We start from the raw sequence: 25,215 nt of genomic DNA, 5'->3' as shown, positions 1-25,215 counted from the left end.
AGCCGTCAATTGAGAGCAGTCAGAACTTCGCCGCGGTCGGTTCTGACAATAAGGCGGCCATGTTGCGCCACGAGTTGCAGCGCGGCAGGGGTTTCATCGACCTGCCAGTAGTGCACGGGTTCGCCCGTGTCAGCGCGCAAGAGCGTGACAATACTGCCCTGCGCCATCGCAATGTAGTCGTCTGCTGAAGCGAGCGAGCTCACGCGGTCATAGGTCGACATCCAGCGTAGTGCACCGCTCGTGTCGAATGCCCAGAGTTTGCTGAAATCGCCGTCAGTCGTCGGTGCAATAACGCGGTCTTTCGCAATCAGCGGGCTGTTCGTCGCTTCACCGTGCGTATCGCCCTGCCAGTTCAGGTCGCCGGTCATCGCGTTCAGCGCAAGAACTTTCTTCTTGTCGGCTATCGCGTAGATGTTTTCGCCGCGCCCATCGCTCACAGGTTCAAGGGCCGTGATTTTCGAATCGGTCTGCACCATGTAGTCGATATGACCGTCATTGATGTTGATACCATAGATGCGACCGTCGGCACACGCCACGGCCATGGTCGTATTCTTGATTTGCAGAGGCGATACGTCGATGCGATCGCTCACGTTCTGCATCCACACAATCTGGCCATTGCCTGCGTTGATGAGATAGACGGCGCCAATCGTCGTCGCCACGCCGACAAGAATGCGGCCGCGGTCTGTAAAGACGAGCGGTGCCGAAGTGGCTGATATCTCTGGCAGACGCGCCTGCCACATCACCCGCCGCGACCAGGTGTCGATGCCGCTCAGTCTGTTATTGAGGTCGAGCGTCAGATGAAATTCACGACCCTGGGCGGGCGTGATCTGGTTCTCCCAGATTGTTTCGACGCCGTCAGGGCTAATGCGCTCAATCGAGGGGCCAGTCGGGTTTGCGCCGCCGGCAATGATAAGGCCCATGCCACTCGAGAGAAACAGACAGCCGATGAGCGCCGGCAAAACAGCCACCGAGGGCACAAGGCTGCGCGTTCGCCTTGCGTACACCTGCGAGGCGATTTCACGCGAATTGGCCGTGAGGTGCCCTGCGAATGTATCACTGCTGCGGCCAACCAGAGACCTGAGATGCCCCTTCATACCAATACCTTATCTCTCATCGGCAAATAGTCCGAAAAAAAGTGAGGATTACCCCCGTACTGACGAACGCCATACCGCAGCCCGCTGCTGCGGGTTGCGGTATGGCCCAGATTTCAAAGCTCTTTTCCCTTGACGCACTTAATCTGTGATTTGCCTTGGGTCAAGGGCTGAGCCAAGCTGTACACAGTTTTGGGAACCCGAAGGCCTTTACATGGGTCTTGGGTTATGGCACATAAAACCACACACAGGAGCTTCAATGATGAGACACACTAGATTACTATTGGCTATGCTGGCACTTGCCGTTATGGCAGGCTATGGCTGCGGCAGCAGCAAGGTGGCCGACGACCCGCGTGACATTATATATCCTTCAAGCGTTGAAAAAGCAGACGCTGATGCGGCGATTGCAGACGCGCAGGCAGCCTACACTGCACTCGGCGAAGACGGCAGCGCTGAAACCGGAAAAGCCAAAGAGGTGCTCGACAAAGCAAAAGAATTTGCGATTGAAAAAGAGTACGAAGCGGCCTGGGCCGCGGCCATCAAGGCGAAGTCATATTGCGCACTCTCAAAAGTATTGCAGCAATCTCGCGCTGCGGGGCTCAAATAGCCACGCGTGGGCCTAACGCCATTATTTAAGGAGACCTAGAATGAAAAACCTGATTAAAGCAATACTCGTCATGAGCATGATTTCCCCTGCGTTTGCAGGCATGATTAAAGAAGCGCAGGCACAGCGCGAAGTCGACGACGCAAAACAGTCGCTCGCCACCATGGAAGCGCGCAAAGAGCTCGCAACATTTCTGCCCGAGCAAGATGCGTACCGTGCCCGAATTTTCTTCACCAAAGCGCAGAACTTTCTGAATGACAGTGAATATGACAAGGCGAGCTTCTACGCGATTCTTTCGACCAACTTCGCGAAGATGAGCATCGCGCGGGGCCTCTTGGCCAAAGCAGAGCGTGACAACCTTGAAGCCCTCGCTTCAGGTAAAGCTCTCGAAAGCGTTGTGCCCACCCTGAAAGGTGCAGGCCTCAAGCGCAAAGGTGCAAGCCCGGTTTTTTCAGGAACATATGACCTGAAAGCCCTCTACAATATAAAGCGCGCACCGAAGGCAGACGAAGTGCCTGCGCTCAGCGATGATATGCAGGGCAAGATTGCCGACATGTCGCCCATTCTGCAGGCACAGAAAGACGTGAAAATTCAGCTCGTCGCGAAAGGCAAAAGCGAAGAGCACGCGGCAAAATATGGTGCGAGCGTCAAAGACGCATTGATTGTGAAAGGCATCGAAGCCGGTCGCATCGAAGTTGTGACGAAAAAAGGCAAAGATTCTGTTGAGGTCACCCTCGACGGCATCAAAGCGAAATAAACCTATTCTGCTTAAAGGCCCGTACCTTCGGTGCGGGCTTTTTTATGCCCTCAGTGCATCTTTAAAATAACCGCCTGCTCACGGGCGCGTGTCACTGCAGTATAGAGCAGCCGATGATCACGCTCGGGGTTCTTTCGTGTTTCGTGCACGATGTGCACCATCTGGTACTCTGATCCCTGGCTTTTGTGTATAGTGATCGCGTACGCTATTTGCCAGTGGCGCAGCCGACCGAGCGGCAGACGCTTCACTCTGCCTGCGCTTTCGATGATCACATGCTCGTGATTTCCATCGTTAAATATGAAACCTGTATCGCCGTTAAAGAGTTGCAGCTCATAACTATTGGCCGTTACCATAATCGGCGTCACCCGGTTTCCCGTGCAGACTGCCGCAATGCGTCGGTTCAACGCCGAGGTGCCGTGGCTGCCCTCGTTGCTTTCGCACAGAATGATGCTGCGCTGAAGCTGCTGCAGAATATCTTTCGCCGCTTTTTGCCAGGTCGTCCCAGGAAAAGGCGTTTGGGCCAGCCGCTCGGCGAGCGCGGTGAACCCGGGCGTGCGATAGATTTCCCGAGCATAGTTTTCGACGTGAAGATTCAGGGCCTGCGTGTCTTGAATTTCAATGAGGCGAATGCCCTCTGATTGAGCAGTTACGGCTGAAATGCCGTCGCTCTGCAATGCCGCATAAACGGCCGCTTTTGACGCAGAAAATCGATGGGTGACTGTGAGTTCAAGGTGAGTGAGCAGACCTTGCTCGGCCAGAAATTCCAAAGCGGGAGCAATCGCAATGCCGTCGACGGCCGGCAGTTGCCCGATATCGCCCGCGAGCACGACCTGGGCGTGCAGCGGCAGCGCCCCGATCAGTCGTGCAAAGAGGCCGAGATCAACCATCGAAATTTCATCGACGATGAGAACATCGACAGGCAGCGGGTTCGGCGCATCGTACTTTGCCCGGCTGCCGTCTGGGCTCAGTTGCATCAACCGGTGAATCGTGAGGCATTCGAGCAGCAAATTGGGCAGCGCTTCGAGCGCTGTGAAGCGTGCTGCAGCTTTGCCCGTGGGCGCGGCAATTGCCACGCGCACCGGTGAATCTGTCTGTTTTGCGGCGAGCGACTCGACAAAACGAGATATTTGGTAGCTCTTACCGGTGCCAGGGCCACCAGTTACAAGAGTGTTTACCCCGGGCATGATGGCAGCGCTGCGCTGCCCGCGCGCACGGTTCAGAGACTGCAGAAAGAATGTAAACATGTCTTTGTACCGGCCCGGAATAAAATGCATTGCGCCGTTTATCTCGGTAAGGTCAAAGTATTCGGTTGCTAACATGCCGGCGGTTCGCTCTGAAGCTTCAACGGCAATTTCGCCCGCGAGAAACTGTGAGATCAGACTCTCGCGCTCAGCCAAGCTCAGCGGCACTTGATTCCAGAGGTCGGCGTCGGCGATCAACTGATCGGTGAGATATTTGAATTCAGACATAGGCGTATTCTTTGAACTGAACTCCGGTGGTTTCACCACTTTTCAGATAGCGCAAAAATAGAAAGTAGCAGCCCCTGACGCGGCGGCCGCTTTCAGGGTACAATTCTTGCAAATATCGCTGCAAAGCTTCACCATAGATTTCGCGCTGCTTATCATAATGCAACTTGATATAGTCATCGAGGTCTGCGGGGGCAACTCCCGCGAGTGAATTGCTTTTGTAGTCGAGAATGTAATAATCCATGTCGTTGGGTGTGAAAACCATGTCCATAAACCCGGTCATGATACGCGTCACCGGGCTCGCAGGCATGCGGCGCAGCTCAGCATGCGTGTCTGCACTGCTGTAGAACGGCATCTCGCGCCAAAGGTTTGTCTGCGGCAGTTCACTGAGGCGGGTGTGTTTGGCCGTGTCGACAAGCGGCAGGCTGGCATTCGCGCACTGGACAACAATTTCAAGAATTCGGTTCGCGACTGCTTCAAGCATATCGTCTTCGACCAGCTGAGAAATTTCGAGGGCAGCGCGGGTCTTCTGTAGAATGGCGTTTGCTTCGGCAGTGGTTTTGCTCTTTAATCCCGAGAAGTCACAGGTTTCCAGCAGTGTGTGCAAGAGTTGGCCGGTTTCGGCGCCGCGCGGCAAAATGTCATCGGCAAACTCGACGGCTGTAAAGTCGGCTTTGCTCAGCGAAGAGAATGACTCGCGTTTCAGAATGCGCAGCGGCACATCTTTGTGCTGTGGCAAAGGCAATGGCGCTGCCGGGTTATCGAACAGACCTGGCTCAACGGACGATGGTTCAGCAGGCCCGTTGGAATCGATCGCTACCGCGGTCGTCGCATCGGGCAGGCGGTGCAGGGTCACTATCTTGTTCACTTTCGGTATCTGGTCATAAAGAAACGCCGCAGTCGGTCCTGGGTTTGCCACGTGCAGCGCGGGCTGCGCGAAAATGAGAAGTTTATGCTTGGCACGGGTCAGCGCCACATACAATAAGTTGAGCTGCGTAATCTGCGACTCTTCGCTGCTGGTCATCAGCTTATCTGCGCCGCTGTCAAACGCATCAATGTCTGCCGGCACGACGGCATGGCCTGCGGCATCGTGAAAGAACGGAAAATCGCGCCAGCGTTTGTCGCTTTCGCCATCGGCCAGCACCACGAGGTTCCAATCGAGACCTTTCGAGCTCTGCACGGTCAAGAGCTGAACGGCCGCCGCCGATCTGAGCATGTCGCCGCTGGCCGCTTCGGCGGCATCACGGTCTTTCAGCTGGGCCACGGCCTTTCGCAGAGTGAAATGATCGACGATGTCTTTACCGCAGCGGTTCAGAAGATTTTCGAAAAGCGTACGCCAGGCGTGGTATTCTACTGGGTCAGCATCATGTTCGAGTATCGCATGCAAGGGGCGAAAATTTTGAGCCAAAGCCTGCAAAAAATTGATGATCTTTCCCTGGTGCAGCAAGGCCCCGAGATATTCATAATGCCTCAGCGCATCGGTTTGTCCCAGCATGAAGACTGTGGTGTTGGCCTGTGCAAGACCGAGGCTGGTTTCATGGGAAAACGAATCGACGAAAACCTTCAGGTGTTCGATGTCGAGTCGCCTGACATCGGGCTTTTCACCGTAATAGGCATATTCAACTGCCCGTGCACGAAGCGCATCGGCCATCACAGCCAGGGTACGGTGTTTGAATGCGATGACCGCGATCGTCCAATCTGGGTGCGCGGCCCTGATCGCAGAAATTCGGTCGGCGGCCTGCGCGCAGAATACTTTGGTTGATTGTTGCGAGTAGTTTTCAGCGTACCAGATTTCTGTACCGCTCGAATCGTCGCCGGTAGAAACGACCTTGTCGTTCGTTTCTGCGGGGGAGTACGATATGCCTGCGCGACTCCAGACCTCGGCGGTTGCCGGGTCAGAGAAGAAGTCATTCAGGTAATGCAAAATCTCGGGCACACTGCGGTAGTTTCGCGTCAATTCGTCGGTCAACGCGCCCAGACCCATGAGCTCAGTTCTTGCCCGAAGGTACACAAATACATCCGCACCGCGAAATTTATATATCGCCTGTTTAGGATCGCCCACAACCACGAGAATGGTCTTTCTGGATTGCAGGTCTGCGAGAAATAGCGTTCTGAATATTTGCCATTGAATTTCATCCGTATCTTGAAATTCATCGATCAGGGCATAGTGGTAACTCTGCCTGATGGTCGCGGCGAAATCGCTGTCTTTGACCGCTTCGGCCATGAGCGTTATCATGCGCGAAAACGACATTGAGTTTGCCGTTTCGGCAATTTCGTGCATGCGCCTGACAATCGCCGCGAGCGTGAAATTGAAGAATTCCGCTGCGTTTGCAATTGCCGACATTTCGGGTGCAGGCGGCGAAAGTGGCAGAGAATTCATGCTGAAACACCAGAGCGCGCGTGAGCGCAATGCCTGGTCAAAGGTACGGTTATTGCCACCCGAACCGAAATCAGACTCATGCAAATGACGCGCGAGCTCATCGGCATCGAGCTGAGTCCAGATTTCTCTGTACACCCAGGCGCGGGCTTCTTCAAAAAGTTCGCTGTCGCTCACACCCTCACCCTGGGTTCGTGCCAGAGAGTAGAGCTTACTGAGGCCGAGGCTGCGCAGGCAGAAACTGTGGATCGTGCCGATGGCGTTTAGCGAAAAATTTTCCGTGGCCCTTTTTGCAGGCTCTCCCGGCATTGAGCGGAGTTTTTCATAGATTCTCGCCTTCAGCTCGGCCGCCGCCTTCTCGGTGAAGGTAACGCAGAGAATTTGGGAAATAGTCGCTTTTTCTTGTGCGATAATTTCGGCGACCAGGTTTACGAGGCGAGTTGTTTTTCCTGACCCCGCCGATGCCTCTATAAATAGGTGTTGCCCAGACTGAATCAGCTTTCTGATGTGCGCCTGTTCTTCTTCGGTGGTCACTTTTTGCTCCGTTTCGCAGCTTTGGGTTTACCTGCATTGACTATTGCATTCGCGGCGGCGAGCGGCCCGATGTATTGTCTGCAGAAGTCGAAGCTGCGCCGGTCTGCCGCCAGATCGAAAAAGCGCTTTAGAAAGACAGAACGGGCAGGGCGCTGCGCGAATTCTGAATCGCTCTCATGCCAATCGACGAGCTTTTTCTCTTCGACGGTCGCCAAAGTGGCAAAGACGCTCGTGCCAAGACTCGCGACATCGAACCAAAAGACCTCTCTTGCTGCCAGCGCGGCGACGACATCCCGAAGGTAAGCCATGCTGTCGAAATCGGGCAAAGCCACTTTGCATATTTCTTTCATTTGAAAATCAAGTGTTTCAGGCTCTTTGGCTTTGCTATGAATGGCAATTTCAGAAAAACCCAGGCTCAGGGTATCGGTCAAAGCGTTCTGCGCGCAGTCGAGCATGCAGCGCAAAAGATGCAGCTCCAGAATCGGTGAAAGCCTTCGTTTACTTGTCGCTGATTCGATTCGGACCAAGAGTCCGCTTTCGGTGTCGAGATAGAGATCATGGCACTCGCCCGTAATTCTGGCAGCACCGATATCAACTGCGGGCAGGTAATAGCGGTCGATCCGTTCTGCGTCTTTTCTCACAAATGCTTTCTTAATTTCCGCTTTAAACACGATATCGATACGTCGGTATTTGGCAATCGTATCTGCGGTGAATGCTTCGAGCCGCCGCACATTGTCACTTTTGTCGAGCAAGCGCATGGCCTGATCAAAACCGCCGGCAGGCAGTTCGCCGCTTTTCTGACGACGTCCCACGAACTCAACGGGCGAACGAGAGATTTTTCCAGTTTTCAGAGCATCTTTAAGGTAGTCTTCACAAAAGGCTGCCTGCTTGCTTTTGCCTGTAGCCAGCGCAGGTTCAGAATATTTGAATTCAGCCGGTTCTTCTGGTAAGGTCACGCGCTGCGACAGTATGTGCAACGCCGGATTCATCAGAAATGCATGCAGTTCCCGTAGCGTCGGCGGAGTATCAGAGTCGCCCGCCGGAAAGTCTTGCAAGAGTATGTCTGTGAGTTTTTTGTTTCTTTTCTGGCTGGGTGTGTTCAGGTAGTTGATCGTCAAAACGTCGTCGTCTGCTGCGATCACAGTTCGCTGCGCGCGCCCGTCGAGCATTGTCGGCGCAAAATCTTTAAGGTATGAGACCGCCAGGCCCTGAGTCGGTAGCGCACTCTCGAAGCGCGCCAATACCTGCGCCGGATAGAACTCCGCACCGGTTTTTGCGTCGACATTGCTGTAAGCCAGAATGACATGTTCGCTGCCGCCATAAACCGCCTGCAGCATGGCAATCGCGAGTTGCTCGTCGCTGCTGAGGCGGGTCGGGGCCTTGCGGAACTCTGGCAGCATATAGAGCCTGTCATCATCACGGGTGGTTATCTTGTCGCTCAGATCAAAGAGTACCTGAACGCGGCGACCATAGGCCGTCGCGCCTGGCTGCGCGAAGGCGATGCCATCTGCCGGCTGGCTCACGCGTAAATCGAGCCCCTGAATCTGGTTTTCGGTGATGGCCACGATCTGCCCCAGAGACAGAGACTGCGATCCGGGTATATTTTCTATGCGTTCAAATAGCTGCAGAACGCGCTGTTTCTCGTTACCGGTACCGAAAAGGGGTGACCGCAAGGTTTCGCGCAGCCGGGGCAGAAGCCTTTCGCCTGTTTCCCGTTTCAGGCGGTTGACACTCTCTTCGAGCAAAAGTATGCTTTTCAGCAAAAGTTCTGTGTGCTCAGCCGAATCGAAGAGCCGCAGAGTTTTTTGGCTGCCAAGACGATCTTGAAAAAACAGCGCGCGGGCGAAGCGAGAGAGCGCGTTGGTGAGCGAATAGGCCTCAAATGCAGACTTGTGGTCTGAGCGAAAACCCTGTGCCCGTTCGAGCGCAAGTTTGAAGTGCAAAACATCTTCGTCGCTCACCCTCAATGCCTGCATGGTGATGGGGTTCTGCCAGTACCTCAGCAATATCTCGCGATCAATGCCTGATTCTGCACCAACGGCAAGAATTTTCAACAATTCAACATTCGCCTCAGGCGCGGTTGTTTTTGCAGAGCGGCAGGTCGCAGTTAGCCTGCGCATTGCAAACGCCCGTTCGAAAGCTGAAAACTGCGCATCGACATTGTGCAGTGCGATCGAAATGTCAGTCTGGCGCAGACCGCTGCCCATCAGCTTTTCATGGCAGATGTCGCCAATAATCTCTGCTGCACGCCATAGACCTGGCAAAGCCGCAACTTCAACGCGGGCTGCCAGGTTCTCACTCTCTTCAATGTGTCTGAAAGAAACCTCAACGCCCGAAAATTTTGCCGTGTGTGAGAGCAAACTGCGATAGCCTGCAAATTTTTCTCCGATTGCCTGCATGAAAGTGTCGGGCGAAGCCTGCAGTTCGGCAAAATCTGTCGCGTAGATCGTGACCTGAACCGAACGGGCAATGCTGCAAAGCGCCCGCAGGTGGTGCGCTGACAGAATCGGCATGCCGAAAAGAATCAAACCTGCCTGCGCGTTGCCTGCTGCCGGCGGTGGTTCAATACTGAACTGCCCGCCGAGCAGCGCTGAAGTGTATCCAGCTTTGAGCAGCGTGTCTTTCAGCGTTTTCCATAAAACGTCTGCAGGGCTCTTGGCTTTGAGTGAACTCAGCGCCTCGGGTATGTGCAGCAGGTAGTCATACCATTCACCCGCGAGTTTTTGCGCGAGCGCCAACATGCGTGCTTGTGTGAGCTGAAGACGGTCGTAGCCCAGCGTATTCAAGAGATTATCATGCGCGCGATCTTGCAGAATGCCGAGTAAGACAATCTCGAGGTCAAATAGAGTCAGATTGCGTTCTGTTGTCGGTTTCGCTGGCGGTGCGGTAAACCAGCTCTCATTGGCGTTGGGCGGCAATGCGTGGCGGCAACGCAGTGAAAAATTTTCAATCGCGCTTTCCAGAAACGGAAAGTTGACTCCCATGACTACGCCGTCATCTTGAATCAGGTTTCGTTGCAGATAAGTTTCGGTGTCAAGATTGCCGACTACAATGGTCTGCGGCGTCTGCGGCAGCAGATGCCGGCGGTCAGTATGCAGCTGTTGTGAGAATGGTGCATAAAGTGCACGCAGTGATTTGCCATGAATATATTCAATCGACACAGATTAGACCAGAGCCTGACGCAGCATCTTCTCGAAAGTGGCCCGCGGCACTTCATACGCGCCAAAAGATTCTGCGATCTCAGAGGGCACCTGAAAATCAAAGAATTGCGCACCGCTGCCGAGCAGTTGTTCGTACATATTCACGAGCGCGATTTTGCCGGCGTTATTCTGCAGATGAAAAGTCGATTCGAGAAACGCGGCCCGCCCGAGCACTACGCCGTATATGCCGCCAACCAGGCGACTATCTTCATAGGCCTCCCACGAATGTGCCCAGCCGAGCTCGAAGAGCTTCACATAAGCCGACTGCATTTCATCGGTAATCCACGTCTCTGGCCTGACCCTGGCACAGAGACGAATCACCTCGGTGAATGACGAGTCGCAGCGAATTTCAAGATTGCTGCGTTTCAGTGCCTTTTTCAGGCTACGGCTGATGTGCAGCTCGCCGGCACGCAGAACCGTTCTTTGCGGTGGGGAGCACCAGAGTATCGGCGGCTTTTCGTACCACGGGAAAAAGCCGTGAGAATAAGCGTAGAGCAGCGTGTCAGGTTCGAGGTCAGCACCCGCCCCGAGGTACATCGATTCGCCTAAGCCTTCGGTCGACGGGAAAGCATAGCGCGTCGTAAAAACGGGCAGGGATTTGCCGCGGGTCACGGAGCCGCTGGCTTCTGAGTGTGGCAAATTTAGTTTCGGCGGCATCTCAATTTTCGGGACTGGCGTAGTTACAGTTACCCCCCCTGCCAGAACGATATTGGAATAAGCGTGTCATTGAAAATAAAATATTACGGCGTCAGGGGCTCTCTGCCTGTCAGCGGCTCACAATTCGACAAGTTCGGTGGCAACACTACCTGCTGCCTTGTAGAGCACAACGGCACGCGCATTGTTATCGATGCCGGCACCGGCATTCGTATACTCGGTCTTGAACTGATGCAGTCTGACCTGCCCAAAACGGGCGGCAACATACACCTGCTGTTTACGCACAGCCACTGGGACCATATTCAGGGTTTTCCCTTCTTTATACCTGCCTTCTTGCCCAACGTGAAACTCGACGTCTACGGCGAAACCAAGACTGTTCCCGGCCTCGATGGCCGCGATGAAGTGTGGGATATCGAACGCGTTCTGCATATGCAGCAGCATTTCATCTATTTTCCCGTCGGCACCAAATACATGTCGTCGAACAAGACATTCCACGCGATCGATGCCTCTTCGCGCTTTCGCATCGACGGCATCGAAATATCTTGTTTCGCCCTGCACCACCCCAATTCGACGCTGGCGTTTCGCTTTGATGTCGATGGTAAATCGTTTGTTTTTTCCACTGACGTCGAGCATAACGACGACATGCTGAGGCGCCTCGCCGAATTTTCTCAAGGGGCCGATGTGCTTGCGTATGACTGCCAGTATACAATGGCCGAATACAACGCCGGCAAAGCTGGTTGGGGTCATTCGACGTACGAAAGCGCGATCGAGATCTGCAAACGCGGCTCGGTGAAGAACCTGCACATGATTCACCACGACCCGTTACACAGCGACAATACACTGCTGCAAATGGAAGCTGATGCGCAGAAGCTTTTTCCCGCAGCGAAGATGATACCCGAAGGCTACGAGCACAAGTTCACATGACGCTGCGTTACTTTTTGAAGCAGATCGTCGCTGCTGCGGCTGAACGCGTGGCAGCCGATGGCGCGCTTTCATTACCCGAGGGTTTTGCTCCGCGTATCGATTACACGCCCGATCTCAAGTTTGGCCATTACGCAACACCCGCGGCAATGGAACTCGCGAAAGCATTTCGCCAGAACCCACGCGCGATCGCTGAAAAACTTATTGCGGCAATCGACGCTGCGCCATTTGCAAAGATTGAACTGGCCGGTGCGGGCTTCATCAACTTCACTCTGAATCAATCTTCGATCGGCAAGATCACACCCTTTGCAAATCTCGCAGACTGGCTCAAGGCCAACGAAAACGAGACGCAGTCTGAAAAAGTTATCTTTGAGTATGTTTCAGCCAACCCGACAGGGCCGATGAATATCGTTTCAGCGCGCGCAGCTTCGGTCGGTGACAGCCTCACGCGTATCATGAAAGCGGCGGGTCATCAGGTTGCGCGCGAATATTATGTGAACGATTATGGCAACCAGGTTGAAAAACTCGGGCTTTCATTTGCGTATCGCTATTTGCAGAAATTTAAGGCCGTGACTCTACCCGAAGATTGTTACCAGGGCGAATACATTATCGAGTACCTCGATGCGATGCTCGCAGCGGGGCAGGTTCAGGCTGATCTGCTTCTGACAGCTGACAGCGTAGCGGCGCTCGATGAAGCAAAATGGCTGGCCTCTGCGGCGAAATTTTTCGCGCCGCGCGGCGTGACCGCAATTCTGGGCGAGCAACAGAAAGATCTTCAGGCCTTTCACACCGAATTCGACCGCTTTTTTTCAGAGGCAAGCCTGCATGAGAGCGGGGCAGTGCTGAAAGCTGGCGCCGAACTGGAAAAACGCGGTAAGGTCGCCCTGAACGACGGTGCAAAAGTTTTTTTGAGCAAAGAATACGGAGACGACAAAGATCGCGTGATTGTGCGCTCCGACGGCCGGCCAACATACCTGCTCGCCGACATTGCTTACCATGCCGACAAAGTGGCGCGCGGCTTTACCACAATCATCGATATCTGGGGCCCCGACCACCACGGTTACATCGCCCGGCTTTCAGGCGCGCTCAAGGCGCTGGGCTTTGGCGAGAAAGCAGGCGAAACCTTTAAAGTTATTATTGCGCAGCAGGTGAACCTGCTCGAAAACGGCGAACCCGTTGTGATGTCAAAGCGGCTTGGCAAGTTTCAGACGATGCGCGATCTGATACAGAAGATACCGGTAGACGTGTGCCGCTATTTCTTTGTCACGCGGGGCCTCAACACGCATCTTGACTTCGACCTGACACTTGCGCTCGACCAGTCCAAAAAGAATCCCGTGTATTACGTGCAATACGCGAACGCGCGCATCCATTCGATCTTTCGCGAATGCGTTGAACCGGCGGGCGAGATCAATATTGAACAGTTGGCCGTGAATGCAGCCGGTCAGGCCGAGCGCGAGGCATTGCTCTTCTGGTTATTGCGTTTTCCCGAGTTGGTGCAAGATATTGCGCGTAATTATGAGATCCAACGAATGCCCGAATACCTCTACCAGACGGCGACGCTGTTCACGACGTTTTATCACGCCAAAAATAACCGCATTAAAGACTTGCTCGCAACAAATGCCGGTGAGGCCGCAGCTCTGCTGTCACTCTGTAACCTGACGACCCAGGTGCTCGAATCCGGGTTGGGACTTTTGGGAATCACGGCGCTCCGTGAAATGCACAGAGATGAATAGCAATAAAAAAGGCGGCTGACGCCGCCTTTTTTATTGCTATGTCGGGTGTTATTTAGCTCTGCCGCCAAGAGGGCATCGTGCCCGCGGCAGAGCGTGTAACATCGTGTTACTTCGACAATTCAGCCATTGCGAGTTCGCAATCTTTCTTGATGCCTTTTTTCTGAATTTCCATCAGAACTTTGCAGCCCACGATGTCGCCTTCTGGTTTGCAGTTGGCTTTTTTCACTTTAGCACCTTTCATGCGGCCTGCGAGGTCTTTGCCCACAGCTGAACCTGCGAGTGCAAAGTTGTCAACAGTTGCTGCAGCCTGAATGTTTGCGCCGCGGCAGATTTCGATCACTTTACGCTGACCGTCGATACGCGCAGCTTCTTTAGCTGCTGCTTCTTTCTGCAGTGAGCTCTTGAGGCCCGCAGGTGAAATGCCGTCGCCTTTAACGATCAGTTTGTCTTCGCCGACGAAGCCTTCTTCGAGTGAGTCAACCGAGCCTTCGCCCTGGCTGATGTCTTGCAGGCCTTTTGTGCCGCCGCAGTATGTCGCGAGAAATGCAACTGCGAATAATGCTGTGTACGCTAATTTCTTCATGTTTTCTCCTAAAATCTTGATTTTGCCCCGCTTTTGGCCGGGCTGCCCTTTTGGACTTGTTGCAGTATTGCGTCTTTGCAATCCCAAGTCAAGCCGAAAGGCCTAATTGCGGCCGGCGGTGAATAATGAGGATTTCTCTTCGTTATAGCCGTCGGTCGCGGGGCGCCAAACGCCCCACAACCTATTAGACGGCCGGCAACTGTGAATGGGTCATTTTTTTCATCATGGTTGCCCGCCTGTCTCGAACCCCGGTGTTGAAACATGCTCATTGTAGACCGCGAAGGCACAGCCGAAGAGGCAAAGAAGCTCGGCCTCAAAGATGGGGAGTTTGACCTGATTGTGGGGCATCTGGGCCGTAAGCCGTCTTTTACCGAGCTCGCGATGTTTTCGGGCATGTGGTCGGAGCATTGTTCGTATAAGAACTCAATCCTCCTTTTGAAGAAGCTCTATTCTGAATCAGACCGACTGCTGGCAAAGCCCGGTGAAGAAAATGCCGGTTCACTCAAGATCAACGACAAGCAGGCAGTTGTCTTTAAGGTTGAGTCTCATAATCACCCGTCAGCCGTTGAGCCTTACCAGGGCGCGGCGACCGGTGTCGGCGGCATCATGCGCGACGTTTTTACTATGGGCGCGCGGCCGATTGCGACCTTAAACTCGCTGCGATTTGGTATGCCCGCAAAAGATCAGAGAACGCGCTACCTTTTGCGCCGTGTCGTCAAAGGCATCGGCGACTATGGCAACAGCCTCGGCATCGCCAACACGGGCGGTGAAATCTTTTTCCACGAAAGTTATACGCGTAACCCACTGGTGAACGCGATGACCGTGGGCGTGGCCGACATCGACAAGATGGCGACCGCGAAGATTCCCGGTCCCGGAAAGTGGGTTGTGTATGTCGGCGCAAAGACCGGCCGTGACGGTATTCACGGCGCGAGCTTTGCCTCTAAGAACCTCAGCAAAGAGTCTGAAGAAGAGCGAAGTGCAGTACAGGTCGGCGATCCGTTTCTCGAAAAGCTCGTCATGGAAGCGACGATTGAATGCATACAAAAGAAGCTCGTGCTCGCAATCCAGGACATGGGCGCCGCGGGCCTCGTCAGTTCTTCTTCAGAGATGGCAGCCTCTGGCAATGTGGGAGTTCGCCTCGATCTGGAGAAAGTTCCCGCGCGCGAGACCGGCATGGTGCCGTTTGAATTTATGCTCTCAGAAAGCCAGGAGCGCATGCTGATGGTGATCGAACCCGGCAATTGGGACAAGGTGAAGGCTGTTTTCGATAAGTGGGAGCTCGACGCAGCGGTGATCGGTGAAACCACCGAAGGTAAGAATCTGCAGATTTTCATGGACGGTAAATGTTACGCCGACCTCACCGCAGAAATTCTTACCAAGAAAGCGCCGCGTTACGAACGTGAGCAGAAACCCGTGGCGATGAAGCAGGGGGCAGCTGATTTGAACCAACTCGATGAACTGCTGCAAAAGGCGGATATATCGGGTGTGACAAAACTTTTCGCGAAGCTGCTCGCACACCCAAACCTCTGCTCACGGCAACCGATCTATCGGCAGTACGATACCGACATCGGTCTCAAGCGCGTCATTGGGCCCGGACAAAACGGCTGCGTTGTGCGCGTGCCGCATTCTGATTCAGCGCTCGCGGTCACGATCGATGGCAACGGCTACTACATCGCGATTGACCCTTACAAGGGCGCGCAGCACACCGTTGCCGAAGCGGTCCGCAATATCGCCGCGACCGGTGCCGTACCGATTGGCCTCACCAACTGCCTCAACTTCGCGAACCCGTATATTCCCGAGAACTACTGGTTCTTCGCGCAGGCTGTGACCGGCATGTCTGACGCGTGCCGCGAGTTCAAGGTGCCAATTGTGAGCGGCAACGTCTCGTTCTACAATGAATCTGAAGATGGGCCGGTACTGCCGACGCCGACCATGGGTGTGGTTGGCCTGCTCGAAAAGGCAGTGCATGCCGTGCCTGCGGCGCCTGCGGATTTATCCTCGAAACTAAACCTGTTTCTCTGCGGCAAGTTTGCCCCGTCGCAGCAGGCGAGCCAATACCACTATGCCGAAGGCAAACCGCTGGGTGGTCCATTACCATCGTTGGATCTCAAAACCGAACTTGCCGGTGCGCAGAAGCTCGCGAAACTCGCCGGGGCAGGTGTCCTTGCCGCGGCAATCGACCTTTCAGCCGGTGGCCTCATGCGCGCAGCCTGCCGTGTGGCGTTTGCCTGCTTTGAATCGAGCGGCAAGATGCCATCGATCACACTGGATATCACGGTGCTGGGCAAGGGACTCGCCGACACTCTCTTGCTGGGTGAAACAGCGCATTGTTATCTCGTGGCCGTAAGCGATGCTAACGCATCGGCGCTCGAAAAAGAACACTCCGCTGAGTTTCCGGTGGCGAAGCTGGGGAGCTTTGAAGCGGGTGGCGGAAAGTTGAAGCTGGGTCAGACTGAAATAGCTCTCGCTGATCTCTATGCGGCCTGGGCAGGTGGATTGAAAGAATATTTTCGATGACTGCCTTTGTTTGTAGGGGTAGGTTTAAACCTACCCCTACAAACAAGAAAGACACCGTGCTTACATAAAAAATATCGCCGTAAACACGGCAAAAATATACATTCCGCCCATGCGGACAAAAACCACGCTTGAGCTCGAGGCACCCGTATACCGCAAGCTGAAGACAATGGCGAGTAAAGAAGGTAAGACGCTGAAGAAGCTCATGGACGAGCTGATCGTCCTGGGTTTGCGCGGAAAAGAAGCCCGTGGCAAAACAAGATTCGTCTGGCCGGGAGCTGTCGACCTTGAACCGAAAATAGACATTACCGACAAAGAACTGGTCACCAACATACTCGACCGCCAGAAACATGTACTCGATTGATGCCAATATCTTCATCTATGCTGCCATCAAGGGCGAACCCCGGCAGGTTGAGGCGGAGCAGTTTTTGAATCGTATTCTGTCAACACAGGAGCCGTGCTTCTTGTGTTGGGAAACTTTGCACGCCTTTGTGCGCATTGTCACTAATCCCGCAATCTTCCAGCGGCCGATGCCGTTTGCCAAAGCCTGTGCGTATGTCGAAAGCGTTATGGCGATGCCGCAGGTCGAAATGTTAGCACCCGGTCCAGAATCCTTTCGCCTATTGGCCGGCTATGCCGAGATCATGCCGGTCAAAGGTAAGCTTGTTTCCGATGCCATTATTGCCTCACAACTTGAGGCCGCCGGGATACGCACGATTTACACGAATGACCGGGATTTCCATAAGTTTCCGGCTCTCAAACCGAAGAACCCGTTCTCTTCCCGCAAATAGTTGTATTGCCGAGCGGCTATTCTTTGCTTAGATTGTATTCACAAATGCGCACTCCCGAGCATCCCATTGACAGCCAATTCACCGACCGCTGGTCTCCACGTGGTTTCGATTCCACTTACACGCTCAGCTCAGAAGAACTACACTCACTGCTCGAGGCTGCGCGCTGGGCACCCTCGTCGTCGAACGAACAACCGTGGAAATTCTATGTTGCAAAAGATGCCGAAAGCCGTGCGCGGTTCAATGCTTTCGTAAACGATACCAACCGCACGTGGGCGAGCCACGCGAGCCAGATTATCGTGGTCACTGCGCGCAAGAATTTTGCCGCTTCGGGTAAGCCCAATATCCACGCCTGGTATGACACCGGCGCGGCTGTCATGGCCCTGGTGCTCGAAGCTCAGCATCGGGGTCTGGTTGCCCGGCAAATGGGAGGCATTCTGCGGGACGTCATTGAACGCGAACTCTCAATCGATACGGGCGAAGAAGATATTATCTGCTGCGTCGCGCTGGGCAAGCGCGGGGGAACTGACCACCTGCTCGAAAAACACCGCGAACTGGAAAAACCCAACAGCCGCAAACCACAAAGCGATTTTGTTTTCGCGGTCTGATATGGCACTTTCGGCCGAAGTCCAGAAACTCGTCACCGAGCTCAAACTGGTTGAACATCCCGAAGGTGGTTGGTACCGCGAGACTTACCGGTCTCCGGTGAAATTGCAGACAGACAAAGGGGAGCGCAACCTCGCTACGCTGATCTATTACCTCTTGCCCGCGGGCGTCGAGTCGCGCATCCATAAAGTCTCCTGGGACGAAATCTGGCTCTGGCAGGGAGGGGGCGTGCTCGATGTGCGGAGTTATATCGGTGATAAATATCAATCCCACTTATTAGGCCATGGGACTGGCGCCATACCGCAGCAGTTGATGCCGGCAGGAACATGGTTCAACGCGGTTGTGATCGAAGGCGACTACGTGCTCGCGGCGTGCATGGTCGCGCCTGGTTTTGATTTTGCCGATTTGACTTTTCGATAATGCTGCCGGTGCCTGCGAAAAAAGTTGCCATGCCGACCAAATCATCGCACACTGTGCCCGTGGGCGTACAAGAAGCTCTGATCGCGATCAATAGCCTCAGCAAAGACCAACAGCTCGAGCTCGTCGGCAAGGTTTGGGAGAATTTGGCTCCGGAGTCTCCGAGCCCCGATTGGCATCGCGCGCTGATTGAGCAACGGCTTGCAGATGCAGAGAATTCTGCAAGCCATGCTGATACCTGGGAGAATGTAGAAAAACGCATTCGCGCAAGGCTTTGATTGGCGCGTAAACTCCTGGTTTGGCCTGAAGCAGAGGCCGATTTAACCGCCGCCGCGATCTGGTATTCTGAAATCCGAGCCAATCTTGCGGAAGCCTTTCTGTCAGATTTTTCGGCAATTGTGCAACTAATCCTCGACAATCTCCAAATGGGTGTCGCCTATGGAAAAGAAGTCCGAAAGCTTGCCTTAAGAAAATTCCCGTACATCGTCTACTACCGAAATTCCGAACAGATAGAGATCGTCGCTTGTTTGCACGCAGGTCGCGAACCAGGGTTGTTAGCTCAACGCGTACAGCATTGAATCTATGTATTCCTTACTGATTCCGAGTGTGTTGTAGCAATTGCTACAATAAATATTGACGACTTGTTCGCTTTTGCCGATATTTCGCCTATGAAAGATACCCGCGAATTCATGGCTGCTGAGGCCGTCAAAATGAACGGCGCCGCCGTGGGCATACCCACGCGCAACCTGCAGTTTAAACACCCCGATGAAGTGCCGCGCTATTTTGCCTACAACGGCAGCGTGGTTGGTACAACACTGAAAGCAGTGTTCTCGGCGATCTTTCCCCCGGGTGAGCGCTACTTCGTCGAATCGGTGCGGCACTTTCGCGACCAGGTGAAAGACCCGGTGCTCAAGGCAAAGATCACCGGTTTCATTGGCCAGGAAGCGATGCACGGCCGCGAGCACGAGGAGCTCAACGAGTGGTTCGAAAAGCGCGGTTTCGACATGGCATTTCCCGAAGCGCAGATCAAGTTCAGCCTGTGGTTGTGCGAACGGTTTTCCCCTTCGCAGCAGCTCGCGATCACGACGCTCGCCGAACATTTCACCGCGCACCTTGCTGAAGAATGGCTGACGCACGAAGAGTTTCGCGGCAGCACGCACGCAGAAATGCTCAAGCTGTGGACCTGGCATGGTATCGAAGAGCTCGAGCACAAAGAAGTCGCGTACGATTTGCTGCAACAGGTAAGCGAGAACGAACACCTCGAGCGCATTCTCGCGGTGCCGATCATCGTTACCTGCATGGTGCCGGGAATCCTCACGTCATGGGCATACCTCATCGCGCGCGAAGGCAAACTCTTCGACGTGCAGCGCAACCTGAGCGACCTATGGGCACTCTTCAAGCCCGGCGGCTTTCTGACGAACGTGCTCGTGCAGATGCCGCAATTTCTGATGAAGGATTTTCACCCCAACCAGCGTGACACGCGCGCACTGGTGGAGCGTTATCGCCAGGAGTACTTTTCGGAGAAGGGGACTGTGGCTGAGGAATTTAAGAATCGTAAGGCAGTAGCTGGGTAATTTTCGCAGAGATTAGACCACCCTGCAAGCGCCGCCAAGAAAACGAAAACGCTGTGTTGCCTTTTAGGCAACACCACGCGAACGCTTCGCGGTTTTCGTTTTCTTGTTTGTGCCTGGCGGCACAAATGCGCGGCGGTTTCGGGTGGTCTCCCGGCTTGTAAGCTGCGCTTACAAGCCTATTACCATACCACCATCCACACGAAGGATCACGCCGGTAATAAAATCCGCATCAGAAGATGCAAGAAAGCGGACTGCCTTCGCGATGTCGGCGGGCTCACCGCGTTTTGGCAGTGGGGTCTGCTTGATAACTTCTTCTTTCCACTTGTCGGGCAGGTTGCTCGTCATGTCAGTCAGAATGAAGCCCGGGCACACGGCATTGACAGTAATGTTGCGTGAAGCGTATTCGCGCGCTGCAGTCTTCGTAATCGCAATCACCCCGGCTTTCGCTGAAGCGTAGTTCGCCTGGCCGGCGCTGCCGACGAGACCTGCAACCGACGAGATGTTCACGATCTTGCCGTACTTGGCTTTCATCATGACCTTCGTTGCTGCCTGGATGCCGAAGAACACACCTTTGAGGTTAACGGTCTGCACGAGATCCCAGTCGGCTTCTGACATGCGCATCAGCAGGTCGTCGCGTATCGCGCCGGCGTTGTTGACCCAGATGTCGAGGCGTCCGAGTTTTTCCACCGCTGCATTGGCGAGCGCGGTCTGCTCTTCTTTCTTGGTAACGTTGCACGAAACACCGATTGCTTTCACCCCGTACTTCGCGGCGATTTCATCGGCAGTTTTTTGTGCGCCCTCGCCGTTGATATCAGAGATGACAATGTTGCATCCCTGTTCTGCGAGAGACTCTGCAATCGCGCGGCCAATACCGCGCTGTGAACCCGTAATTACTGCTACTCTGTCTTTGAACATGCGTCGAAATCTATCGACGCGTTAAGGTGTAAAGTTGTATTGTAGCGTTTGCTACAGCAAGATGATCTCCTTGGCCAGTGACCTTGCGGCAAGCCTGGTCGAACTGCTAATTCGGTGGCCAAGGAGGGGCCAACTGAGAGCATTTGTTTTTGTTGCCAGCACAGGTTGGCTCAGGTTATACTCGTGCCGTGAGTACATTTACTCTCATCATGGCAATCGTCGGCATTACCTCAGGCATTTACCTGTTGGCGGTTGGTCTGTCGCGCATGGTTGCCAAAGAAGTCGCCAAGAACTCTGCGCATCGATGAACGAGCGCGTCCTTGCTTTTCTGGGTGCGGGTATTGCGACAACCCTGCTCTTACTAGTTTCGACGTACAATGAGTTCAAACCTACCGTAGAGACACTAATTCAGGCCATCGGCCTGGTTGGAGCGCTACTCGCGGTTTATGAATTCTTTCGCGGTAAGTGACCGCAATAGGCTGTACTATCAATGCTTTTCACCCTGACTCAAAAGCCAGCCCTAACGCATGGCGAAGAAGGAACTCGGCTCCGTTTATAATCCGCAGGGGCTGCAGGAAAAGTGGTACCCGCTCTGGGAAAAAGAGGGCTACTTTGATTACCATAAGAATACCGGTAAGGCGGATGCAGATCTCAAACCCGAAGATTGTTACAGTATTGTTATACCTCCGCCTAACGTCACCGGGTCGCTGCATCTCGGCCATGCGCTCAACCACACACTGCAGGATATATTGATTCGCCACCAGCGCATGCTGGGTAAAGCTGCGCTCTGGGTGCCGGGCACCGACCACGCGGGTATCGCGACGCAGAACGTCGTCGAGAGGTTGCTCGCGAAAGAGGGCCTGCGCCGCGAAGACATGGGGCGCGAAAAGTTTGAAGAGCGCGTGTGGCAGTGGAAAGCTGAATCGGGCGGCATGATCACGCACCAGCAGCGCCAGCTCGGTGAGAGCGTGAACTGGGACATGGAGCGCTTCACGATGGACGAAGGCTTAAGCCATATCGTTCGCCGCGTGTTCGTGCAACTCTACAACGAAGGTTTGATCTACCGCGGCGAGCGCATGATCAACTGGTGCCCGAAGGACCAGACAGCGCTGTCGAACATCGAGGTGGAGTATAAGGAAATCGGCGGTCACCTCTACTACGTGCGCTACCCACTCGAGGGGGCGGAGCATGATGGTAAGAAATACCTGCTCGTTGCAACCACGCGCCCCGAAACAATTCTCGGCGACGAGGCGCTGGCAGTGCACCCTGAAGACGAAAGATACAAGCATTTGAAAGGCGCGAAAGCTAAAGTACCTTTCCTCAACAAGCTAATCCCGATTGTCTTTGATGATTCCGTCGACAAGGAGTTCGGAACCGGCGTGGTGAAAATTACCCCGGCGCATGACTTCAACGACTTTGCCACCGGCACGCGCCACAACCTGCCGCTCACGAACGTCATGACCGACTCGGCGCACATGAACGATCTTGCAGGCCCGTACAAGGGCTTAAGCCGCGAGGCCTGCCGCAAGAAGATTGTTGAAGATTTAGGTGCATGGACGCACCAAAGCGCCGGCGGACAGGATGTCCTCGGTGCCGGCGCCGAAGGCGGCCTGATTGAAAAAATTGAACCGCATAGACACAGCGTGGGACACTCGTACCGCTCGGGTGCAGTCGTTGAGCCGCGCCTCTCGCTACAGTGGTTCGTGAAAATTCGCCCGCTCGCCGACAAGGCCGTGAACGCAGTCACTTCAGGTGCGACGCAGTTTTACCCCAAACGCTGGGAGAACCTGTTCTTCGACTGGATGAACAAGATCGAAGACTGGTGCATCAGCCGCCAGCTGTGGTGGGGACACCAGGTGCCGGCATGGTATTGCAGTGACTGCGAAGGTGTGACCGTGAGCGTCTCTGATGCGACGGAGTGTTCGCACTGCAAGTCGAAGAACATCAAGCGCGACAAAGATGTGCTCGATACGTGGTTCTCGTCAGCGCTGTGGCCATTCTCGACGCTGATGCCACAGGAGATTGCAGAAATCGAAAACGTGTGGCCATCGCGCTCCCCCTCCGCCTCCGGCACCTCCCCCGCTAGCGGGGGAGGACGGGAGGGGGACTATCCAGCTCCAAGGAGTCCTCTCCTGGATAATTTCTATCCCACTTCAACTCTCGTCACGGGTTTCGACATCATCTTCTTCTGGGTGTCGCGCATGCTCATGATGGGTATGCACTTCATGCACAAGACGCCGTTCGAGAAAGTGATCATCCACTCGCTGGTGCGCGACGCCAACCGGCAGAAGATGTCGAAATCGAAGGGCAACGTTGTCAACCCGCTCGAGAAGATGGACGAATACGGCACCGATGCATTCCGTTTCTTTCTTATCAGCATCATGCCCGACGGCAAAGACATTATCTACGACGAAGCGCGCCTCAAGGGTTACCAGGCATTCTGCAACAAGATCTGGAATACCGCGCGCTTCATTCTCATGAATACACCCGAGGCATATGAATTACCGAAAGCTGCGCCAAAACTTTCTGCGATCGACGAATATGTGCTGCGCGAGCTTGATGTTGCCATTGCCAAATGCGATGCAGCGCTCGAAGGTTTCTACTTTGCCGACTACGCGCTGGCGATCTACGACTTTCTCTGGAAAACTTTCTGCGACCAGTATATCGAGATGAGCAAGGTTGCACTCAAAGATGACTCGATGCGCGACGGCGCGCTTTACACTCTCTACACAGTCTTTCGCGCGGCGCTGCGCCTTTTGCACCCCGCGATGCCATTTATCACCGAGGAACTCGCCAGTGTTCTGCCGGGCGGTGACGCAAAATTGCTCACGGTGTCAGCTTGGCCAAAGGCTGGCGCACACGCACCTACAGCCGCCGCCGACAATCACACTGCCATAATGCTGGAACTCGCGGGAAAAATCCGGCAGGTGAGGGCCGAACTTTCGGTCGAACCGGGTGCTAAAATCGCGGTGCATGTCATGCTCGAAGACGCCAGCGCGGCGGATTTCGTGCGTTCTCACTCCGCCTTTTTGGTGAGCCTCGCAAGGCTCGGCGAGGTGAAATTCGACAAGCCGGCTACCAAGATGATACACGCTGTGCTGCGCAAGGGTGTCGAAGTTTACCTTGATCTCGCTGGCTCGATTGACATCGAACGGGAGAAGGGGCGCCTGGAAAAAGAAATCATTTCCATCGAAAAAGGCAGACAAGCAGCGCAGGCAAAACTCGACAGCCCGCAGTTCGCCGATCGCGCGCCGGCCGAGCTGGTCGAGGCCGAAAAGCAAAAACTCGCCGATTACAATACCCGCCTTGACAGAGTACGCGACATGCTGTCTTCGCTCTCTTGATCATGAGCGTATTCAAAGAACGGGCTGAAAGAAGATACCAGATTATAGAAGACCAGGCTAAGATGCCCGGTATGCTGCGCCAATACGCGGCTGGCAAAACCTATATGATCAAGGGTTTTTATGAGAAGATCGAAGTCAAGGTTCTTGATTTTAAAGACCCGAATTGCCTGATCATTGATTCGCTGCGCGATCTTGAGGGCGAGCTGACGCTCTACCACACATTCAATAAGCAGCTCGAAATAGTCGGCGCTATCAGCGATAAGCTGCCCGGAAACCAGTACAAGTTTTCAGTCGCGCACGTCAAAATCGCGGCGAACGAACGCAAATCTGCCCGTTACGCCATGAGTTCAGATCTGGTTGTCGTGAACAATATTCGTGCCGCGCGCAATACGATCAACGCCTCGCTCTTTAACGTACCCACTTCGGTTAAGATTCACCTCGAGAAATTTCAACAGCGGCTAAAAGATTTTGCTGATGAAGTAAAAGTTAAGATTTTTGAAAAAGACGATGAGAAAACAGAACTTGTTCGCAAGACCATGAAAATTCTCATGATACACGACACGCAAGACTTGCTGTCGTATATGCCCGAAGACACCGATGGGTTTGTCGACTACCGCGAGCACCTCAATACCGAAATTGGTACAGTAATGGAAGACTATCGCAAGAAGAAGATCGTTTCAGAGATGATCGTGCCCATCATCTATCTGGGCCACGACGGCGCCTCGATTCCGCTCGGCTTTATTCAGCTGATTTCTCACGAGAAGAAACTTGGCATTGATACAGCGCTCGAACTGAAAATGCTTGCGTTTGAAATGGTCGACCAGATGCGCGATTCGAACACGATGCTGATCAACAAACGCCAGTCGATCGCCGATATTTCACGCGGCGGCATGCGTCTCGTTGTGACCGACCCCGAACTCAAGAAGTTTCTGGTGCACCAGAAGGGGTTCAGCTTCGATGTAATTTTCAAGTTGCAGCAACCGATAACTGTATTCACGCAGATATGTTATACCGGGTATACTCCGCAAGATGATCTCGCGATTGGCGTGGCTATAAAGGGTTTCTCTTCGCGCAAGGGCGAAAGCGATCGGTACCACCAGTACATCGATAATCTGGCAAAAACACCTTAAAGGTACC

The 25,215-nt window shown here is 54.1% G+C and carries 22 protein-coding genes; 15 read left to right on the top strand and 7 right to left on the bottom strand.

Annotated features, from left to right (window positions below; translation table 11 throughout):
• Window positions 1-5: 5 nt before the first annotated feature.
• On the bottom strand, window positions 6-1,094 hold the full coding sequence (locus TURPA_RS00650) for an outer membrane protein assembly factor BamB family protein (protein ID WP_014801349.1): 1,089 nt from the start codon (window positions 1,092-1,094) through the stop codon (window positions 6-8).
• Window positions 1,095-1,350: 256 nt separating this feature from the next.
• Between TURPA_RS00650 and TURPA_RS00645 the strand changes: the two genes are divergently transcribed.
• Entirely contained in the window at window positions 1,351-1,698 is a 348-nt protein-coding gene (locus TURPA_RS00645; RefSeq protein WP_014801348.1) for a hypothetical protein, read from the top strand.
• Between the two features lie 40 nt (window positions 1,699-1,738).
• A complete protein-coding gene (locus TURPA_RS00640) occupies window positions 1,739-2,452 on the top strand; it encodes a hypothetical protein (RefSeq protein WP_014801347.1) in 714 nt (237 codons plus the stop codon).
• A 50-nt stretch (window positions 2,453-2,502) separates the two neighbouring features.
• On the opposite strand, the gene TURPA_RS00635 is transcribed toward TURPA_RS00640, so the two are convergent.
• Genes TURPA_RS00635 through aat form a run of 4 tightly spaced genes read right to left on the bottom strand, consistent with a single transcriptional unit; the run spans window position 2,503 to window position 10,641 of the window.
• Window positions 2,503-3,921 carry an ATP-dependent DNA helicase gene (locus TURPA_RS00635; protein WP_014801346.1) on the bottom strand — a complete coding sequence of 473 codons (1,419 nt, stop codon included), beginning with the start codon at window positions 3,919-3,921 and terminating at the stop codon, window positions 2,503-2,505.
• On the bottom strand, window positions 3,914-6,829 hold the full coding sequence (locus TURPA_RS00630; protein WP_014801345.1) for a UvrD-helicase domain-containing protein: 2,916 nt from the start codon (window positions 6,827-6,829) through the stop codon (window positions 3,914-3,916). Before TURPA_RS00630 ends, TURPA_RS00635 begins: the two co-directional genes overlap by 8 nt.
• A complete protein-coding gene (locus TURPA_RS00625; protein ID WP_014801344.1) occupies window positions 6,826-9,990 on the bottom strand; it encodes an exodeoxyribonuclease V subunit gamma in 3,165 nt (1,054 codons plus the stop codon). The genes TURPA_RS00630 and TURPA_RS00625 overlap by 4 nt, the downstream gene beginning before the upstream one ends.
• Before the next feature lie 3 nt (window positions 9,991-9,993).
• Window positions 9,994-10,641, bottom strand: coding sequence for a leucyl/phenylalanyl-tRNA--protein transferase (gene aat, locus TURPA_RS00620; RefSeq protein WP_053332076.1), 648 nt, complete (start codon window positions 10,639-10,641; stop codon window positions 9,994-9,996).
• 108 nt (window positions 10,642-10,749) lie between these two features.
• Between aat and TURPA_RS00615 the strand changes: the two genes are divergently transcribed.
• Both TURPA_RS00615 and argS read left to right on the top strand, forming a co-directional pair.
• A complete protein-coding gene (locus tag TURPA_RS00615) occupies window positions 10,750-11,607 on the top strand; it encodes an MBL fold metallo-hydrolase (protein ID WP_014801342.1) in 858 nt (285 codons plus the stop codon).
• Complete coding sequence (argS, locus tag TURPA_RS00610; protein ID WP_014801341.1) at window positions 11,604-13,337, top strand: arginine--tRNA ligase; 1,734 nt, start codon at window positions 11,604-11,606, stop codon at window positions 13,335-13,337. The genes TURPA_RS00615 and argS overlap by 4 nt, the downstream gene beginning before the upstream one ends.
• A 106-nt stretch (window positions 13,338-13,443) precedes the next feature.
• Here the strand turns inward: argS and TURPA_RS00605 are convergent, their stop codons facing one another.
• Entirely contained in the window at window positions 13,444-13,920 is a 477-nt protein-coding gene (locus TURPA_RS00605; protein ID WP_014801340.1) for a hypothetical protein, read from the bottom strand.
• A gap of 261 nt (window positions 13,921-14,181) precedes the next feature.
• Between TURPA_RS00605 and purL the strand changes: the two genes are divergently transcribed.
• The 8 genes from purL to TURPA_RS00565 all read left to right on the top strand — a co-directional run bounded on the left by purL (window position 14,182) and on the right by TURPA_RS00565 (window position 19,819).
• A complete protein-coding gene (purL, locus tag TURPA_RS00600) occupies window positions 14,182-16,437 on the top strand; it encodes a phosphoribosylformylglycinamidine synthase subunit PurL (RefSeq protein ID WP_014801339.1) in 2,256 nt (751 codons plus the stop codon).
• Between the two features lie 109 nt (window positions 16,438-16,546).
• On the top strand, window positions 16,547-16,798 hold the full coding sequence (locus TURPA_RS00595; RefSeq protein WP_014801338.1) for a hypothetical protein: 252 nt from the start codon (window positions 16,547-16,549) through the stop codon (window positions 16,796-16,798).
• Entirely contained in the window at window positions 16,785-17,225 is a 441-nt protein-coding gene (locus tag TURPA_RS21160) for a type II toxin-antitoxin system VapC family toxin (protein WP_014801337.1), read from the top strand. The genes TURPA_RS00595 and TURPA_RS21160 overlap by 14 nt, the downstream gene beginning before the upstream one ends.
• Window positions 17,226-17,269: 44 nt before the next feature.
• On the top strand, window positions 17,270-17,830 hold the full coding sequence (locus tag TURPA_RS00585) for a nitroreductase family protein (protein ID WP_014801336.1): 561 nt from the start codon (window positions 17,270-17,272) through the stop codon (window positions 17,828-17,830).
• A gap of 1 nt (window position 17,831) precedes the next feature.
• The gene (locus TURPA_RS00580; protein WP_014801335.1) at window positions 17,832-18,248 is read left to right on the top strand and encodes a cupin domain-containing protein; all 417 of its coding nucleotides are present in this window, start codon (window positions 17,832-17,834) and stop codon (window positions 18,246-18,248) included.
• Window positions 18,249-18,277: 29 nt separating this feature from the next.
• Window positions 18,278-18,523, top strand: a complete 246-nt coding sequence (locus TURPA_RS00575) for an addiction module protein (protein ID WP_157210339.1) — start codon at window positions 18,278-18,280, stop codon at window positions 18,521-18,523.
• Window positions 18,524-18,823, top strand: a complete 300-nt coding sequence (locus TURPA_RS00570; protein ID WP_014801333.1) for a type II toxin-antitoxin system RelE/ParE family toxin — start codon at window positions 18,524-18,526, stop codon at window positions 18,821-18,823.
• Window positions 18,824-18,913: 90 nt separating this feature from the next.
• Window positions 18,914-19,819, top strand: a complete 906-nt coding sequence (locus tag TURPA_RS00565) for a metal-dependent hydrolase (protein ID WP_014801332.1) — start codon at window positions 18,914-18,916, stop codon at window positions 19,817-19,819.
• A gap of 168 nt (window positions 19,820-19,987) precedes the next feature.
• Here TURPA_RS00565 and fabG read toward each other — a convergent pair whose 3' ends face one another.
• Window positions 19,988-20,734, bottom strand: a complete 747-nt coding sequence (gene fabG / locus TURPA_RS00560) for a 3-oxoacyl-[acyl-carrier-protein] reductase (RefSeq protein WP_014801331.1) — start codon at window positions 20,732-20,734, stop codon at window positions 19,988-19,990.
• Between the two features lie 304 nt (window positions 20,735-21,038).
• Here fabG and TURPA_RS23240 point away from each other — a divergent pair, with 304 nt between their 5' ends.
• The 3 genes from TURPA_RS23240 to TURPA_RS00550 are packed head-to-tail and all read left to right on the top strand — an operon-like array spanning window position 21,039 to window position 25,208.
• On the top strand, window positions 21,039-21,203 hold the full coding sequence (locus TURPA_RS23240; protein ID WP_014801330.1) for a hypothetical protein: 165 nt from the start codon (window positions 21,039-21,041) through the stop codon (window positions 21,201-21,203).
• A gap of 58 nt (window positions 21,204-21,261) precedes the next feature.
• Window positions 21,262-24,078 (top strand): valine--tRNA ligase, encoded by a 2,817-nt coding sequence (locus TURPA_RS00555; RefSeq protein WP_014801329.1) that lies wholly within the window; start codon window positions 21,262-21,264, stop codon window positions 24,076-24,078.
• Window positions 24,079-24,080: 2 nt separating this feature from the next.
• Window positions 24,081-25,208: a DUF1577 domain-containing protein gene (locus tag TURPA_RS00550; protein WP_014801328.1), complete on the top strand. Its 1,128-nt coding sequence runs from the start codon at window positions 24,081-24,083 to the stop codon at window positions 25,206-25,208.
• Window positions 25,209-25,215: the final 7 nt, after the last annotated feature.

Origin of the sequence: Turneriella parva DSM 21527 (genome assembly GCF_000266885.1) — a bacterium.
GTDB classification, from domain to species: domain Bacteria; phylum Spirochaetota; class Leptospiria; order Turneriellales; family Turneriellaceae; genus Turneriella; species Turneriella parva.
This window is presented reverse-complemented; position numbering and strand designations above follow the sequence as displayed.

Excerpts from the sequence above, each read along its gene's own strand:
- TURPA_RS00650 (WP_014801349.1), bottom strand. The coding sequence starts at position 1,094 with ATGAAGGGGCATCTCAGGTCTCTGGTTGGCCGCAGCAGTGATACATTC.
- TURPA_RS00645 (WP_014801348.1), top strand. The coding sequence starts at position 1,351 with ATGATGAGACACACTAGATTACTATTGGCTATGCTGGCACTTGCCGTT.
- TURPA_RS00640 (WP_014801347.1), top strand. The coding sequence starts at position 1,739 with ATGAAAAACCTGATTAAAGCAATACTCGTCATGAGCATGATTTCCCCT.
- TURPA_RS00635 (WP_014801346.1), bottom strand. The coding sequence starts at position 3,921 with ATGTCTGAATTCAAATATCTCACCGATCAGTTGATCGCCGACGCCGAC.
- argS (WP_014801341.1), top strand. The coding sequence starts at position 11,604 with ATGACGCTGCGTTACTTTTTGAAGCAGATCGTCGCTGCTGCGGCTGAA.
- TURPA_RS00605 (WP_014801340.1), bottom strand. The coding sequence starts at position 13,920 with ATGAAGAAATTAGCGTACACAGCATTATTCGCAGTTGCATTTCTCGCG.
- purL (WP_014801339.1), top strand. The coding sequence starts at position 14,182 with ATGCTCATTGTAGACCGCGAAGGCACAGCCGAAGAGGCAAAGAAGCTC.
- TURPA_RS00595 (WP_014801338.1), top strand. The coding sequence starts at position 16,547 with ATGCGGACAAAAACCACGCTTGAGCTCGAGGCACCCGTATACCGCAAG.
- TURPA_RS21160 (WP_014801337.1), top strand. The coding sequence starts at position 16,785 with ATGTACTCGATTGATGCCAATATCTTCATCTATGCTGCCATCAAGGGC.
- TURPA_RS00585 (WP_014801336.1), top strand. The coding sequence starts at position 17,270 with ATGCGCACTCCCGAGCATCCCATTGACAGCCAATTCACCGACCGCTGG.
- TURPA_RS00580 (WP_014801335.1), top strand. The coding sequence starts at position 17,832 with ATGGCACTTTCGGCCGAAGTCCAGAAACTCGTCACCGAGCTCAAACTG.
- TURPA_RS00575 (WP_157210339.1), top strand. The coding sequence starts at position 18,278 with ATGCCGACCAAATCATCGCACACTGTGCCCGTGGGCGTACAAGAAGCT.
- TURPA_RS00565 (WP_014801332.1), top strand. The coding sequence starts at position 18,914 with ATGAAAGATACCCGCGAATTCATGGCTGCTGAGGCCGTCAAAATGAAC.
- fabG (WP_014801331.1), bottom strand. The coding sequence starts at position 20,734 with ATGTTCAAAGACAGAGTAGCAGTAATTACGGGTTCACAGCGCGGTATT.
- TURPA_RS23240 (WP_014801330.1), top strand. The coding sequence starts at position 21,039 with ATGAACGAGCGCGTCCTTGCTTTTCTGGGTGCGGGTATTGCGACAACC.
- TURPA_RS00555 (WP_014801329.1), top strand. The coding sequence starts at position 21,262 with ATGGCGAAGAAGGAACTCGGCTCCGTTTATAATCCGCAGGGGCTGCAG.
- TURPA_RS00550 (WP_014801328.1), top strand. The coding sequence starts at position 24,081 with ATGAGCGTATTCAAAGAACGGGCTGAAAGAAGATACCAGATTATAGAA.